Annotated in this window: 15 protein-coding genes; 7 read left to right on the top strand and 8 right to left on the bottom strand. The window is 35.0% G+C overall.

The annotated features are described in order from the left end of the window. Positions 1 to 39 precede the first annotated feature (39 nt). The 6 genes from MOO44_RS00495 to MOO44_RS00470 all read right to left on the bottom strand — a co-directional run bounded on the left by MOO44_RS00495 (position 40) and on the right by MOO44_RS00470 (position 6851). Complete coding sequence (locus MOO44_RS00495) at positions 40 to 1416, bottom strand: aldehyde dehydrogenase family protein (RefSeq protein ID WP_423802894.1); 1377 nt, start codon at positions 1414 to 1416, stop codon at positions 40 to 42. Between the two features lie 246 nt (positions 1417 to 1662). Further along, positions 1663 to 1905: a hypothetical protein gene (locus MOO44_RS00490; protein WP_260115963.1), complete on the bottom strand. Its 243-nt coding sequence runs from the start codon at positions 1903 to 1905 to the stop codon at positions 1663 to 1665. Further along, a complete protein-coding gene (locus tag MOO44_RS00485; RefSeq protein WP_260115962.1) occupies positions 1898 to 2683 on the bottom strand; it encodes a ParA family protein in 786 nt (261 codons plus the stop codon). The genes MOO44_RS00490 and MOO44_RS00485 overlap by 8 nt, the downstream gene beginning before the upstream one ends. 154 nt (positions 2684 to 2837) lie before the next feature. Then, positions 2838 to 3419 carry an anaerobic ribonucleoside-triphosphate reductase activating protein gene (gene nrdG, locus MOO44_RS00480; protein WP_260115961.1) on the bottom strand — a complete coding sequence of 194 codons (582 nt, stop codon included), beginning with the start codon at positions 3417 to 3419 and terminating at the stop codon, positions 2838 to 2840. Beyond that, positions 3361 to 5553: an anaerobic ribonucleoside-triphosphate reductase gene (nrdD, locus tag MOO44_RS00475; protein ID WP_260115960.1), complete on the bottom strand. Its 2193-nt coding sequence runs from the start codon at positions 5551 to 5553 to the stop codon at positions 3361 to 3363. Before nrdD ends, nrdG begins: the two co-directional genes overlap by 59 nt. 320 nt (positions 5554 to 5873) lie before the next feature. Then, on the bottom strand, positions 5874 to 6851 hold the full coding sequence (locus tag MOO44_RS00470) for a YczE/YyaS/YitT family protein (protein ID WP_260115959.1): 978 nt from the start codon (positions 6849 to 6851) through the stop codon (positions 5874 to 5876). Positions 6852 to 7103: 252 nt separating this feature from the next. On the opposite strand from MOO44_RS00470, the gene MOO44_RS00465 reads away from it, so the two are divergent. Both MOO44_RS00465 and proC read left to right on the top strand, forming a co-directional pair. After that, a complete protein-coding gene (locus tag MOO44_RS00465) occupies positions 7104 to 7985 on the top strand; it encodes a GRP family sugar transporter (RefSeq protein ID WP_260115958.1) in 882 nt (293 codons plus the stop codon). A 123-nt stretch (positions 7986 to 8108) separates the two neighbouring features. Beyond that, complete coding sequence (gene proC / locus MOO44_RS00460; RefSeq protein ID WP_260115957.1) at positions 8109 to 8885, top strand: pyrroline-5-carboxylate reductase; 777 nt, start codon at positions 8109 to 8111, stop codon at positions 8883 to 8885. Positions 8886 to 9119: 234 nt separating this feature from the next. On the opposite strand, the gene MOO44_RS00455 is transcribed toward proC, so the two are convergent. Beyond that, positions 9120 to 10067, bottom strand: coding sequence for a replication initiator protein A (locus MOO44_RS00455; protein WP_260115956.1), 948 nt, complete (start codon positions 10065 to 10067; stop codon positions 9120 to 9122). Positions 10068 to 10779: 712 nt separating this feature from the next. Between MOO44_RS00455 and MOO44_RS00450 the strand changes: the two genes are divergently transcribed. From MOO44_RS00450 to MOO44_RS00430, 5 genes are all read left to right on the top strand, one after another. Then, positions 10780 to 11601 carry a ParA family protein gene (locus MOO44_RS00450; protein ID WP_260115955.1) on the top strand — a complete coding sequence of 274 codons (822 nt, stop codon included), beginning with the start codon at positions 10780 to 10782 and terminating at the stop codon, positions 11599 to 11601. A 2-nt stretch (positions 11602 to 11603) separates the two neighbouring features. Beyond that, positions 11604 to 11930, top strand: a complete 327-nt coding sequence (locus MOO44_RS00445; RefSeq protein WP_260115954.1) for a hypothetical protein — start codon at positions 11604 to 11606, stop codon at positions 11928 to 11930. Between the two features lie 172 nt (positions 11931 to 12102). Continuing rightward, positions 12103 to 13242, top strand: a complete 1140-nt coding sequence (locus MOO44_RS00440) for a family 20 glycosylhydrolase (protein ID WP_260115953.1) — start codon at positions 12103 to 12105, stop codon at positions 13240 to 13242. A 152-nt stretch (positions 13243 to 13394) separates the two neighbouring features. After that, positions 13395 to 13727, top strand: coding sequence for a hypothetical protein (locus MOO44_RS00435; protein WP_260115952.1), 333 nt, complete (start codon positions 13395 to 13397; stop codon positions 13725 to 13727). Between the two features lie 107 nt (positions 13728 to 13834). After that, positions 13835 to 14464 carry a hypothetical protein gene (locus tag MOO44_RS00430; RefSeq protein WP_260115951.1) on the top strand — a complete coding sequence of 210 codons (630 nt, stop codon included), beginning with the start codon at positions 13835 to 13837 and terminating at the stop codon, positions 14462 to 14464. A 61-nt stretch (positions 14465 to 14525) separates the two neighbouring features. Here MOO44_RS00430 and MOO44_RS00425 read toward each other — a convergent pair whose 3' ends face one another. Next, positions 14526 to 14798 (bottom strand): hypothetical protein, encoded by a 273-nt coding sequence (locus MOO44_RS00425; protein WP_260115950.1) that lies wholly within the window; start codon positions 14796 to 14798, stop codon positions 14526 to 14528. Positions 14799 to 14807: the final 9 nt, after the last annotated feature.

Below are 14807 nucleotides of genomic sequence, written 5' to 3'. Positions count from 1 at the left end.
ATGGAGTCCCTCCGTTAGATGGACTCCATTCACTTAATTTTATTTATCTTGAATTAATCGATTCCAAGCTGGGTTATCAACCGGAAATGCAATAATACGCTTATTAATTAGGTCATAATCAGTCACATTATGATCGATTGAATTAGCACCCCATGAACCAGTTCCCAATGTTAATGAAGGAAGCAATCCATTATTAACTCCACCGATTCCACCAGTAGCACATGGAGTATTCACTAAGATTCGACACGCTTTCATTGCAATCCCATATGCCATTGCAACATCATTATTAGTTGTCCGAATTGCAGCAGTATGGCCCATTCCACCATAATGCAATAGTTGATCGGCAATTTTAAAACCGTCAGCATGATTTTGGGCCCGATAAACTGAAACAACTGGTGAAAGCTTTTCGCCAGATAGTAAGTATTTACTTCCGACCCCAGCTAGTTCAGCTGCAAGCACCTTTGTGTTCTCAGGGACTTCAATTCCAGCTTGCTCAGCAATCTTAATTGCACTTTGTCCCGGAATCGGACCGTTCACCCCACCAGTCTTAGGATTAAACATAGTTTCTTCTAAGCGGGGTTGGTCTTCTTTTTTTACAAAGAAGACTCCAGCAGCCGCAAGTTTGGCCTTAAATTGGTCGTAGATTGCATCATCAATAATGATACTGTTTTCAGTTGCACAGATCATTCCATTATCAAATGTCTTAGAAAAGAGAATGGCTTTTACTGCACTTTCCTGATCAGCACTAGCTTCAACGTAGAGGGGCCCATTGCCTGGACCGACTCCTAATGCTGGCTTCCCAGTTGAGTATGCTGCCTTGACCATTGCAGGACCACCAGTAGCAAGTGTACTAGCGATCCCCGGATGATTAATTAACTTATCAGTAGCTGCAATGCTTGGCTTTTCAATCCATTGAATTGCATTCTTTGGAGCACCGGCACTCACTGCTGCATCAAGCATTACCCTTGCAGCAGCTTCAGAGGACTTCATCGCTTGGGGATGGAAACTAAATACAATCGGATTTTTGGTCTTCATTGCAATGATTGCTTTGAACATGGTTGTAGAAGTTGGGTTCGTAACCGGTGTAATTCCAGCCAATACGCCTAGCGGTTCCGCAACGGTAATTGTTTTCCGCTGATCATCCTTGTCAATGACTCCAACCGTTTGATGTTCCTTAATTTCAGCCCAGATCCGGCCAGTTGCAAATAAATTTTTTGTCCATTTATCTTCAGCAACGCCCCGCTTAGTCTCAGCGTATGCTTGCTCAGCCAAATCACGACTGTGTTTCATTCCAGCATTAACCATCGCTTCAACAATTTGATTTACCTTAAATTGATTAAAACCATCCATTTGGTTAAGCGCGGTCTGTCCATTCTCAACTAAATCATTAATCATTAGGTCTACAGAATCAATCATTAACTTCACTCCCTATTCAAATTCCTACTTACGTTAAATTGTTATCACTTTCACAATTTAACATAAAAAAGAGATTGGTTCAATTATTTTGAGCCAATCTCTTTAGTTTATAAGTGTTGATAATTCAACACTTTATAGGGTGTTAGACGCCAATTGATTTCAATTTGAAACACATTGTGATTAATTGTTCAATTAATAGATAATAAAAAATAAATTATTGATTATTTATTTTTTATTATCTATTATTTATTTTTCATCTTCACTAAATTTTCCAGAATCAATTGCATACCTAAGCATGTCATCAATTACATCCACCATTTTTTGATCATTTAAGAATGCTATTTTTTTAATTTCACGGTAATAACTCTCACGAACCTGAATCGGCTTGCTAGTTTCTTTTTGTCTAGCAAACGGACTATTATGTTGATCATCATTATCCAATTGTGAATTAGCTTGTTTCGCTAATTTATTTAAAAAATCATTACTCATTATTAAAATCTCCAATTCGCTTTAATTCTTCATCCAATGTTGCTTGATACATTTTTAGAGCTCGCTTATCCCAATGGTCCTTGTCGCGAATCCCCTCATCACCAAATACCTTAATGCGTTCTTGTTGATAAATATGATTATGAAAAACTGCATCACTAAATGATTTCTTTGCCTCATTCGAAATTTCAGTGTCAGTCTTAGCATTATTTTTCACTAGGTACAATATTACTCCTATCACATCATACTTAGCATCGTAATCTGCCCGCAATTGTGACATATACTGAGCGGTTTTTAAAATCGACGTGTACGATTGACGTTGCGTCTGTAGTACCAGTGTAATGTAATCACTAGCTAGAATTGCATTATTGGTAAACGTCGAAAGGGTTGGTGGAACATCAAATAAAATGTAGTCATAATGATCACGGAACGGTTCAATTAAATCTCTTAAAATTAATGCCCGGTCATGGCGGTTACGCTTTTCAACTTTCCCAGGCCAAGCACTTAGTGCCCAATCAGATGGAATCATATCCAGATGCTCTGTGATATGAACAATACTTCCCGAAAGATCAAATTTCATTAAACCATCATAAAACGAAGTTTTGGGTCTTTCATGATTATCAAAAGTAGCGTTAATAATTTCAGTCGCATTTGATTGGGGATCCATATCAATTAAGAGTACCTTTTTACCCATTCGACTTAACAGATATGTATCCAGAACCGTCATCGTGGTCTTCCCCACGCCTCCCTTAAAGTTAAAATGAAGCAATACCTTTGCCATTCCAATCCCTCCAATATAAAATTAATTATAAAATATTTATTTTAAATTGTAAATATTTTATTTTTAATAATAAGTTATAAACAGCCTAAAAACAAGTCCCTAACTGAATTAATCAGCTAGGGACTTGTTAAACCCTTACTCTTTATGAAGCTAATTAGTGCACTAATCGATCCCAAATCACAACGCGATTTTGGGCTAGTGATTTAGGAACATCAATGATCCGTTGGTTTGCACTGCCCCTAAATTGCAGCGTCAAGTCCTTTTGTGATTCTAAAAAACGACCATCTACTAAAATATCAATCAAGGACAGTAGCCTTAATTTATCATAGGATTCCTGCATTAATTCTTCCCATGTATAACCACTCCAAGACCAAATATCCTTATGATCCCCAAATTCCTTGCGAATCCGTTTACAAAGTTTTAGACAAACTTGTGTATTTAAAAATGGTTCACCGCCTAGTAATGTTAACCCCTGGACGTACGGTTTACGCATATCTTCAATAATCTGATTTTCCAATTCCTGCGTATATGGTTGACCATAATGAAAGTTTTGCGCTGCTACATTATAACAGCCTGGACAATTAAATAGGCACCCACTCACGTATAAACTACACCGAATACCCTCACCATCTACAAAATTAAATGGTTTGTAATCAGCAATATATTCTAGACTAACTTTATTCGCGAGCCATTCTTTGGGAGTCGGATTGTTTGGCTTTCTCATGTTCTGCGGCATTTCTGATCATTCCTCCTGTCATATTCTTTACACGGGCTGATATTTCTTGGTGTCTTCCGTGAACCATTGGGCGCGCTTGCGGATTTCCTAGGTATCCACAGGTTCTTTTAACTACATCACAGTACTTCGGATCATGATTACCACATTGTGGGCAAACAAACCCCCGGGCAGTTGCATTAAAGTCACCCCTAAACCCACACTTAAAGCACTGGTCAATCGAAGTATTCGTCCCTAGGTAGCCAACGTGATCATATGCCCAATCCCAAACTGCTTCTAAGGCCTTAGGATTTTGTTTTAGATTCGGATATTCGCAGTAATGAATAAATCCTGCCGATGCATAGTGTGGATATGCCTCTTCGAACGTCAATTTATCAAATGGAGTCGGGCTTTTTCTAACATCGTAGTGAAAGCTATTTGTATAGTATTCCTTATCCGTTATTGCAGCCACTTTGCCAAATTTTTTGATATCATCCTGGCAGAAAGTGTCAGTTAATGATTCAGCAGGGGTCGAGTATAAACTATAGTGATAGCCACTTTGCTTTGACCACTTCTGGCAGAGCAGGTTCAGTTGTTTTACAATTTCAACCGTAAATAAATGCGCCTGCTGATTTCGCTCCCAATCAGGACCAAAGAAACTGGCTCCCACCTCATATAGTCCAATGTAGCCAACTGAGACCGTTGCTCGTTCATGGTTAAATAATTCGTCAACACTATCGTCATCACTAAGTTGCTTCCCAAATGCTCCGTATTTATAAAGTAATGGCGCATTCGCTGGTTTAGCTTCCGTACACCGCTTAATTCGATACGCTAATGCTTGGTGAACAATTCGCATTTTATCCTTAAAAATGGTCCAAAATTGTTCTTGATCTCCATTAGCATATAAAGCAATGCGTGGTAGGTTAACGGTAACTACCCCTAGATTCATCCGGCCAGCGTTAACTTCATTTCCATCATCATCCACCCATTTAGGTAGAAACGAGCGGCACCCCATCGGGGCTTTAAAGTTTCCGGTAATCTCTGTCAATTTATCATAATTTAAAATATCGGGATACATCCGCTTAGTCGAGCAATCCACTGCTAATTGCTTAATATCATAATTCGGGTCACCCGGATTTAAATTTAATCCCCGTTTTAAAGCAAATGTCAGTTTAGGGAAAATGGCTGTTCGTTTTTCAACCCCTAAGCCCTTAATCCGAATTCGAAAAATATCTTTTTGAATCTCGCGCTCGAACCAATTCGTCCCTAAGCCAAAACTAACGGTTGTAAACGGCGTTTGCCCCTGGGATGAATATAGCGTATTAATTTCATATTCTAATGCCTGCATTGCATCATAAATATCCTTTTGAGTTCGCTCCCTTGCATACTCAGCATGCTTTTCAGGAGTAACCCATTTCTGAGCTTCTCGGATATGTTTTTGATAGTTTAATTTTGCAAATGGTGCCAACACTTCATCAGCTCGGTCGAAAGAAATGCCACCATACTGTAATGAGGCAACATTAGCGATAATTTGAGCCACTTGGGCGGTAGCAGTCTGAATTGACTTTGGGGATGCGACCTTCGCATTCCCAATTTTAAAGCCGTGATTCAACATTGTTTTAAAGTCAACTAAACAACAATTAGTTTCAGGAGTCGCCGGAGAATAATCTAAATCGTGCCAATGAATATCACCACGAAGATGGGCTTTAGCAACTAACGGCGGTAACATCCTTAAGCCAATTGCCTTGCTAGAGCGGCCAGCTTGTAAATCACGTTGGGTATTAAAAACATTACTGTCCTTATTTGCATTCTCATGAATTACTCTTGAATTTTTATTAAATAGCTTTTTAATATTACGATCAATATCAATTGATTTTTCCCACATCAACTGGTCTTGTTCATAATAACTTTGATATTTTCGTTGTGCATCAATTAAGTGGTTATTGTTCATAATATTGTTAAATGTTTCACGAATAACTGAAGATTTTAATTCATTTTGATTATTAACGTGCTTAAATAACTCTTGATAGAACTGATTTTGTAAATCAGCATTGAGTGACAATTGACCAAATAGATAGTCTAATTTGTATCTAAAAAATGGTGTTTTGTCACCACTATTTTTAATGATCGTAATTTGATTTAAATTTTTAGAATGCATTGCATAACAGGTCCCTTCTGTAAATTACACTATATATAGCACCTTATATAAAGATAAACCATAGATATGGTGTTATCAAGGGCAGCTTTTGTAAAATAAAATAACTCGTTTGCAACCAATTGGCGCTAAAGATTGATATCATTACATTTCAAATTAAAAATCAAATTTTAAAAAAAATCAGAAGCATTATATCACTTACATTAACTAATCTCACAAGTTTGATATTTATTTCACAATTAATTGATTTTTGTCTCATTTCGGTCATAAAAAAACACCCCAAAGTTTTAGATAAACTTTAGGGTGCAGTGGAACTAATGTGTTTATTTTAGATTTAATTCATCGGATTCCTCTAATTTAGGAATTTTAATATGCCGCTTTCTCGCTTCTTCATTTAATGCATTTAGACGAGTTTGTAAATTACGCTGTAACCTAACTGATTTTTCAATTGATCTTTGCGTGTTATGGGTTAATTCAATTAACTCTTCATCTGAATACCCAGATAAATGCTGTTCAACGAAATTGGTTTGTTGGTAAGCATGGACCACCATGCTATAACCCATTTTACCAACACCAGCAATTCCTGAACTAGCGTTTTTGATCGTTGGTTCAGCACTAAAGTGATCAATATGATAAACCATTTGTTGACTAAAGTGTTCGTTCCAATAGTTGATAAGGGGACCAGCAAAGAAGGCAACGACTAACGTCAAAATACCAACCGCACCATGGGCAAAAAACGCAATTACCATAAATGTAATATCCTGAATGTTTCTAACTAATTGATATTTAATATGCAATCGACTAGAAAAAATGGGCGCAATTGCATCATATGGGGCAGCCCCTAATGATGGGGAGGTGTAAATGGATGTTCCAAGTGTAAATAGAAGCAATCCAGCAATCACATCGACAATGACAACGTAAATTCCTGAACCATGTGGAAAAATAAGGCCGTACAAAGAAGAGAACCATTGAATTTCATATCCAACTAACACCATGTTTAAAATGGTTCCAATCCCAATTTGCTTTCGACCAAAAATTAACACCAGAATGAACATTCCAATATTAACCATTAATTGAAATGAACCCAACTCCATGTGTAATGTATTGGAAAATCCAATATTCATCGCAGTGAATGGATCCATCCCTAAATTAGCCTGTTTTAAGAACGCAGCCCCCATTGAAAGAATTGCAATTCCAACAAACGACATTAATGATTTTAAAATAATATTGATAAATTTATTTTTGAGTTGTTTTACGTTGTTATCCTCCAATTGGTTGCTGGCAGCATTAGTATCTGCCAATTAAATCAACTCCTTTAATGTAAGTACAATGTTATTATATAACATTTTAAAATCTTTTTTAAAAAAAGCGCTTTCAAAATTTTTTTATTTTTTAATCTGGTGGGCTAAAACGCTTTCATGAATACGTTTTCATTGTTGTTTCATAGGGTTTTTTAAGCGTTTTTTAGCATTGCATATATTTACCTCAGTACAAAAAAGGTATACAATTAACACTATCAAATAAGAAGTATGTTTTAAAAAGGAGTTTAAAAAATGAATATTCTAGTCGGATTAGTCCCAGCTGCACTCTGGGGATTAATGCCTTTAATTGCTGGTAAAACTGGTGGTCGACCAATTAACCAATTAGTTGGAAATACCTATGGGGCCCTAATTGTTGCAATTGTAATTGCACTGTTCAAACACCCACAACTATCAGGAAGTGCGTTCTTTTGGTGTTTGCTTTCTGGTGCATGTTGGGCATGTGGTCAGCTATCGCAATACTGGTCATTCCCAGAGATCGGAGTATCGAGAGCAATGCCAATTTCTACTGGGGCTCAATTAGTTGGAACATCAGTTGTTGGTGTTTTATTCTTTGGTGAATGGGCAACCGGATTTGATAAGACATTTGGATTCTTTGCATTAATTTTGATCATCATTGGAATCCTATTGACTACTAAAACGGACAAGCAAGATGCCCAACAAGGATTAGATCCAGCCGTATTACGGAGAGGTACATCAGTGCTACTACTTGGTACGATCGGATATGTTGGATTCTCAGCACTACCCCAAATCCCAGTGGTTGATGGATGGAGTGCCTTCTTCCCACAAGCAATTGGAATGGTTTTAGCATCAATTGTTATTTCATTCTTCTATCGTGACAAGAACGAACCTAACCCATTAGTTGATCGTAAATCATTTGCTAACATCTTAGTTGGAATCGACTTTGGGATCGCCACTGCAGTTTACATGTACTCAACAAAAGTTAATGGGATTGCCACTGGATTTACACTTTCACAAATGAGCGTAATTGTTTCAACGCTAAGTGGAATTTTACTATTAGGTGAAAAGAAGAGTAAGAAGGGCCTAATCTACGTTACATTAGGCTTGATTATTGTAGTTATTGGTGGAATCATTACCGGATCACTTGGTAAATAGGCAAATAACATTTTCACATCAGGAAGGATTGAATCAATTCAATCCTTCTTTTTTATGCTTATAACCATATTTAATGTAGTATGATTAATACAGTATTAAAAACATAAATTGGAGGAAATTAAAATGAAAATTGGTGTTTTAGGCGCAGGCAACATGGGTGGCGCAATTTTACAAGGATTGGTCAATAAGGTTGATCCAAGTTCATTGTTCGTTCTAAATCCGGTTAATCCACGAGTGAGCGAACTACAAAAGAAACTAGGATTTCAATTATTTAATGAACCAACTGCATTTAAGAGCCAACAATTAGATGTGGTCATTGCAACCGTTCCTGCTCCAGTGACCGTAACAGTTTTAAAGCAACTAAATGGAATTAACCCAGAAACAGTCATTATTTCAGCTGCGGGCGGGATTAGAATCAAAGAGGTTAAAACCGCCCTTCCAAACAATCCGGTCGTAGCAATTATTCCAAATACACCAGTCGCAATTAACCAAGGAACTATTGCTACTACGTTCGAGCAACAAATTAATGAACAAAGTAAGCAAACTGCTAATCAAGTGTTGTCACTATTAGGAGACGTCATCATTGCTTCCGAACCCAAATTAGGGATCATGGGGACCGTTGGTGGCTGTGGCCCAGCATTTGTTGATGTTTTTATGGATGCAATGGCAGATGCTGCGGTTGAAGAGGGATTGGATCGTAAAACGGCATACCAAGTTATTGCCAGTATGGTAGCAGGATCTGGTAAGTTAGCATTTAATACCGGTAAAACACCTGCAGATCTAAAGGATCAGGTAACATCACCAGGCGGTACCACCATTAAGGGCGTTACGGAATTAGAAGCTAATGGCTTTAGAAATGCCATTATTAAGGCCATTAAGAGCTCTAATGGATCAATGTAATTTATTATTAATTATAAAATTTTTATTATAAATTTTTAATTATTAACAAATCAGTTAAAATCACCAGCCAATTATAAACTTAATTTTTATAATTGGCTTTTTTAGATGATTTAAGCAATTTTAAGGCTAATTGGATATATTTATCGATTTAAGGATTGAGCGTCTATTTAAGCCCTTAATTTGACTCAAAATTAATTGCGAATCAATTATTCGCTTGCCGTTCAATTTGTCATGTTAATTTTTGTAAAAATCAGCCAATCGTTTTTTTAACGCTTGTTCTTCTTCCTCAGTAATTTCACTGTCATTAGATTTATAATCTGATCTCATCCAGTCAGGAAGCGGAAAATCCCTCCCCGATTCATTATTGGCTACTTCTGGTGTAACCATTTTGTCCTTACTAATGCCAAATGCTTCTAGGAAGAATGTTTTCATTGAAGCCATCAAATATCTCTGTTGTTCATTTAGATTTGCCGGGAAGTAGCTAAAAACGTGCTTTAATTTAACAGCCAATTTGGTGCCTAGATTACTGTTGTTTTCGAATCTAGAGATGGGACTGTTTAACAGTCCATTCTTTTTAGCAATGTTTGCCTTTGCATTTAAAATGATCCCCATAATTTTATGGGCTTGCTTTAAATTTTGATGGGTATACTGCAGAATCTGATCAATTACTAGTTCGTGGACTTTTAATTTTCCACAAACAGATTGTTTCCATTTGGCAATTGGAGAATAATTTGTGTTCGCTTGGTTGGTTGTATTAACTGTATTAAATTCTGATTGATTTTTCTGATTCTCTTGACTATGATTAGTTTGCAATTTTTGCGTTTGTGGACTTGCAGATTTTGCATCTACGGCCTGCAAATCCTGCCGGTTAGCGGGATCAATGTTATTGAATTTAGGTAAAAATAATTTATCGGCTCTGCTAAATTGTTTTTTCTTAGTCAAAAAGCCGTTTTGAACCAGCTTATTAAAAATTTGGCCCACTTTTCTAACTGATACTTTTAAATCCTTAGCCATTTGATCTAGGGTGTAAATAACGTAAAAATCATTTAATTTAGAATCATAAAATTGCTGGTTCGTACGTGAAGATTTCATTCGATCGCATAGTAATGAGTATGCAATGATTTCATCATTTGATAAATCAGGATTGTTTATTAAATCGACATCGAGCATAATAAATTGCATTGGCCATTCCTCCAGGAATAGAAAAAGGGTGGACAAGTACTTTCCTGTCCACCCTCTAAAATATGTATTTTAGGTCTAACTAAATAGGCTATTAATGTTGCAATAACAATGTAATTAAGCTATAATAAAGGTAATCGTTGGAAGTAATTTCAATTACTCAGTTTTTATAGTTAGTTACTAAATGTAGCTGCTGTTAATTTAATAGTTTTTTTAATTAGAGTGTTGGGTGATCAGGTAGTTTGGTACTTGTGATCTGTTGACTGGAAAATCTGCTGTGAACATTTTTTCTAGAGACACTCTTTTTCTATATTCTTTTTTATTTTTAATAATTGTTTATTTAAACATCTAGGTATACATTCTTTTTTTATAATTTATAATTTAGCAACCAACCAATTTGGTTGCTTTTTTGATTACAAGAAAAGAATAACCGTAATAATAATAATAGTCAATAGCATATTTTTGTGTATGCGTGCATACATGCATACTAAAATACATGTATATAAAAATACATGTATATAAAAATACATGTATCCAGGTATGCAATAATACACATTGTTTGAAAAATCATTGATATAAGGACATTCAGAAGGATTTTCTTTGCATACATTCATACAAGTATTATATAATACTTGTATGAATGTATATAAAACTACATTCATACAATAATACACGTTAAAAAATTTTTTTAAAAAAATTTCAAGGAGCAGACTTTATGGCAAAAATCGTTACTTTTGGTAATTTTAAGGGTGGAACTGGGAAGACTACAAATAGTTGCATGATCGCATACCACCTTTCAAAAAAGGGCTATAGAACCTTAGTCGTGGATTTAGATCCACAAGCAAATGCAACTGCGCTATATTTGGCCACCAAACAAGCACAAACAAAGGAAGTAGTAAAATTTGATACTACTTTAATGACTGCAATTAGTGATAGTAATATTGAAAGCATCGTAACTAAGATTCGAGATGATTTATATCTATTACCTAGCTTTGCGGATTTTACATCTTATCCCCTATACTTGGAAAAATTATATCCAGGTGCTGATAATCAATATTTACGTGCAGTGCATTTTTCTAAATTATTAGAACCATTAGAAGATCAATTTGATTATATTATTATTGATACGCCACCAACCGTTAGTTTGTATACTGATTCTGCATTGATGGCATCACAATATGTAATTGTGGTTTTACAAACTCAAGAACGATCATATACTGGAGCGGAAGCATATATCGAGTACCTACAGGAATTAATTGATAATTATAAAGCTGATTATGATATTTCAGGAATTCTACCAGTACTATTGAAGAAAAAGTCACAGGTTGATCAATTAATTCTTGATCAAGCGAAGAAACAGTTTGGTAGTGATAATGTTTTTGAAACGATTGTTAAAAACATGGAACGGCTTAAAAGATATGATATTATCGGAATTGTTGATCCAGATAATCCATCTCAAAAACATGATATTCACGATCAAAAGGTTCATTATTTATATGACAAAATTACTGACGAATTTATTAAGCGGGTGAAATAATAATGAGTGATCTACTGAGAAAAAATTTAGAAAATCAAAGTCGGAATAAGATGCCTAAAAATGTTTTTTCCAGAAATGAATTGGGCAGTGATTTTGATAATAAAATTAAAAAAATCGAGAAGACCAGAAAACAAAGGGAAAAATCAACTAGTATTCGGGTGTCAGTGGACACTGCTAATCAACTTAATTCATTGGTAAGCGTCTTGGGGTTAGATAGTGTTACTGAATTGTTAGGGCAATTATCTGAATCCGCAGTTGATAATCTGACTGATGATGAAAAAATTGAATATAAGACGATGAAAAAGATTCTAGATAAGAAGCGGAAATAGTTTTTAATAATGGTAGTTTGTAATTAATTACGATCGCTTTTTATTTTTAACAATTAATAATTAATAATAAATTTTTTATTATTAATTATCCAATTCAATCAATTAATTTATATTTTTTTGATTGAAAATAAGTTACAATGTAAGGTATACGAACTAAAAAGGGGTATTTAGAATGAAACGCTGGATTAAAATACTGATTATTCCGGTTATTTTGGTATTAGTTTTAATCTTTGGAATCATCTGGCGATTGAACCAAAATGGTGAAGAACGAGATCATACTAAAAATTATGGAATTATTACTGGATTGAACTTAGATGCTGCGCGAACTTACTACAAGCCACAAACAATTAAAAAGTTTATCAATACGGTAAGTGATAATCATGGTCGATACTTAATGTTGCATTTGACCGATAATGAAAATTTTGGAATTGAGAATCAATTTTTAGGACAAACCCTTAAAAATGCTAAATATGTTGATGGGGAATACATTAGTAAAAAGACGAATAAACCATTCTTGTCTAAACAACAGTTAACAGATTTAATTGCTTATGGTAAAAAGAAGCACGTATCGGTTTATCCTGAAATTGAATTCCCTGGTCATAGTAAGGCTACAATTGATTTATTAAAGGCGAAAAAGTATCCACACTTGAAGTCGATGATGTCTTATAGTAACGAATTTGATTTCGGTGCTGATGGAGTCACTAAACTATATAAGAGCATCATTGCTGAGTACTTACCATTACTACCTAAGAATAGTTACTTTGGTACTGGTGGGGATGAATTCTCAATTGACGGTCATGATGACGAGGTATCAATCAGGGAATTCGATAATAATATTAATCGCTACTTGAGAGCGCATGGAAAACGGATGATGGTCTGGAACGATAGTATTATGAAATCACAAGTTAATAAATATGATAAGGATATTGTTGTGAACTTCTGGAGTCAATCAAGTGCTGTGTCTGACCCGGCTAACCGTAGATCATTATTAAAGATGAACGCAAGTCTGCCTGAAATAAACCGTGCGGGAATTAAGACGTTCAATGATAATCAAGAATTTACCTATGTAGTTGCTGATAAGGATAGTTTTACCAAATCGAATTTTGATAGTTTTAAACAGGAGCTATCAGGATTTAATCCTGGAATGTGGGATGATTTGGATTCTACCCAACAAGCACCAAATGGGAATAATTTAGGAAGCTTTGTTTCAATTTGGTCAGATGAAAATAACGGGTATACTGGTGAACAAATTCAAGTGAAGTCTAAGCCATGGCTAGAAGCCTACTTTAAACGGGTTAATGAATTTAATTAATAATGAAGGGTAACGCTATTTTGGGGTTACCCTTTTTATTTTGGTAATTAATTTATTATTAAAGAGCTACTGGATTTAACTGATTATTTCATTTTTGGACCAGAAGTCTGTTATAATGAAGTAAATATAATTTTTGTGAGGGATATAATATAATGACACTGAAGTATAATACGGCAATCGTTCACTTTATTCAATTTAGTAAAAATAAGCCCTTGTTTCCAAAGGCATACAAGTTTTTTATTCCTGCTAAATTAAAATCATCTTTATCAATCGGAAGTGTTGCGCTTGTTCAAAATCATTTACAAGATAAGAAATTTTTATCTCCCGTAGTGATTACCGGAAACGTTACTAAGATGAATTCCAGAAAGGAATTTAAATCGCTTTCTAAAAATACTGGTGAAACCCTAAAGTCATTTCTTGAAAATCACCTAGAACAAACGACCATGGATTTTAATAAGTATGTAGAAGAAGATAAGGCCAAATAGTGGTTTGTTAACGATATTACAAACAAGTTAAAAAAACTGATGAATTTGTTTTTTATGGTTTTGTAATGATATAATGTGTTCATATACTTAATAAGGGAGTTTTGATTATGAAAAAACAAATTTTTGCGACAGTCTTAGTTGCTGGAATTTTATCACCATTATTTGCTTTTGGTAATGTTGCTAATGCCAGCACTAAGCCCACTTTGAAACCTAGTGTTTCATATAATTCAGGTAAGATCAGTTTTAAGGGTTCAGCTTCTAATGCTAACGTTAAAAAAGTTGTTATTAAGAAGGGCAGCTCTAAATTTGCTACTGCGACCTTAAAGAGCAAGAAATTTACGGTTTCAAAGACTTACTCTGGTAAAAACAATTTTACTGTTTATGGAACTAGTAAAGCTGGCAAGAAGTTAACTAAGAGCTACACGATTAAAAGCTCCCAATACGTAACTGCTACTCCTACTTATTACAGCATTGACCGTTCACAATCTGGTAAGACCATTGTTAAGTTATATGCTGAAAATGAAAAGAACGTTACTTTCTACACTAAGTTTAATGGCTATGACTACAGTGGATTTGCCGAAAGTGGTCTAGGAACCATTACTTATAACTACCCAGCTAATGATTACACTCTATCTGCTTATGCTGTTGCTAAGAATAAGGAAGCTAGTGCGACCGTTGACCTTCCAGAAGTTACAAATGGTCAGGGTCAAACTAACCCAGAGATCCTTCCATTCTAATAAACTGAATTAGAATTTAAAAAGAACGATTTTTAATCGTTCTTTTTTTGTATCAATAAATTTAAATGGGGTTGATAAAAAGGAAAAATAGATTAAAGATAAAGCCGGCTGTAAAGTGAATCCTTGGATTATTAAAAATCCCGTTATGATTATGCGCCTGAGCAACGCTAGCAGCTAAAATCATTAGGATGTAGAGGAGCGTCAATGATACAATTCCCCAAAAGTATTCACCATCAGTTACAATTAAGCTAATTATAATTCCAAATATGATTAAGGTATCAATTAAACCGACTATAAAATATAATGGTTTTGGTTTATGATTGAACGTAATCATCACTTCCTG

Source organism: Nicoliella spurrieriana, assembly GCF_023380205.1.
Taxonomy (GTDB): Bacteria; Bacillota; Bacilli; order Lactobacillales; family Lactobacillaceae; genus Nicoliella; species Nicoliella spurrieriana.
This window is presented reverse-complemented; position numbering and strand designations above follow the sequence as displayed.

Excerpts from the sequence above, each read along its gene's own strand:
- nrdG (WP_260115961.1), bottom strand. The coding sequence starts at position 3,419 with ATGCCGCAGAACATGAGAAAGCCAAACAATCCGACTCCCAAAGAATGG.
- nrdD (WP_260115960.1), bottom strand. The coding sequence starts at position 5,553 with ATGCATTCTAAAAATTTAAATCAAATTACGATCATTAAAAATAGTGGT.
- MOO44_RS00435 (WP_260115952.1), top strand. The coding sequence starts at position 13,395 with ATGACACTGAAGTATAATACGGCAATCGTTCACTTTATTCAATTTAGT.
- MOO44_RS00445 (WP_260115954.1), top strand. The coding sequence starts at position 11,604 with ATGAGTGATCTACTGAGAAAAAATTTAGAAAATCAAAGTCGGAATAAG.
- MOO44_RS00425 (WP_260115950.1), bottom strand. The coding sequence starts at position 14,798 with ATGATTACGTTCAATCATAAACCAAAACCATTATATTTTATAGTCGGT.
- MOO44_RS00485 (WP_260115962.1), bottom strand. The coding sequence starts at position 2,683 with ATGGCAAAGGTATTGCTTCATTTTAACTTTAAGGGAGGCGTGGGGAAG.
- MOO44_RS00465 (WP_260115958.1), top strand. The coding sequence starts at position 7,104 with ATGAATATTCTAGTCGGATTAGTCCCAGCTGCACTCTGGGGATTAATG.
- MOO44_RS00495 (WP_423802894.1), bottom strand. The coding sequence starts at position 1,416 with ATGATTGATTCTGTAGACCTAATGATTAATGATTTAGTTGAGAATGGA.
- MOO44_RS00440 (WP_260115953.1), top strand. The coding sequence starts at position 12,103 with ATGAAACGCTGGATTAAAATACTGATTATTCCGGTTATTTTGGTATTA.
- MOO44_RS00490 (WP_260115963.1), bottom strand. The coding sequence starts at position 1,905 with ATGAGTAATGATTTTTTAAATAAATTAGCGAAACAAGCTAATTCACAA.
- MOO44_RS00455 (WP_260115956.1), bottom strand. The coding sequence starts at position 10,067 with ATGCAATTTATTATGCTCGATGTCGATTTAATAAACAATCCTGATTTA.
- MOO44_RS00450 (WP_260115955.1), top strand. The coding sequence starts at position 10,780 with ATGGCAAAAATCGTTACTTTTGGTAATTTTAAGGGTGGAACTGGGAAG.
- MOO44_RS00430 (WP_260115951.1), top strand. The coding sequence starts at position 13,835 with ATGAAAAAACAAATTTTTGCGACAGTCTTAGTTGCTGGAATTTTATCA.
- proC (WP_260115957.1), top strand. The coding sequence starts at position 8,109 with ATGAAAATTGGTGTTTTAGGCGCAGGCAACATGGGTGGCGCAATTTTA.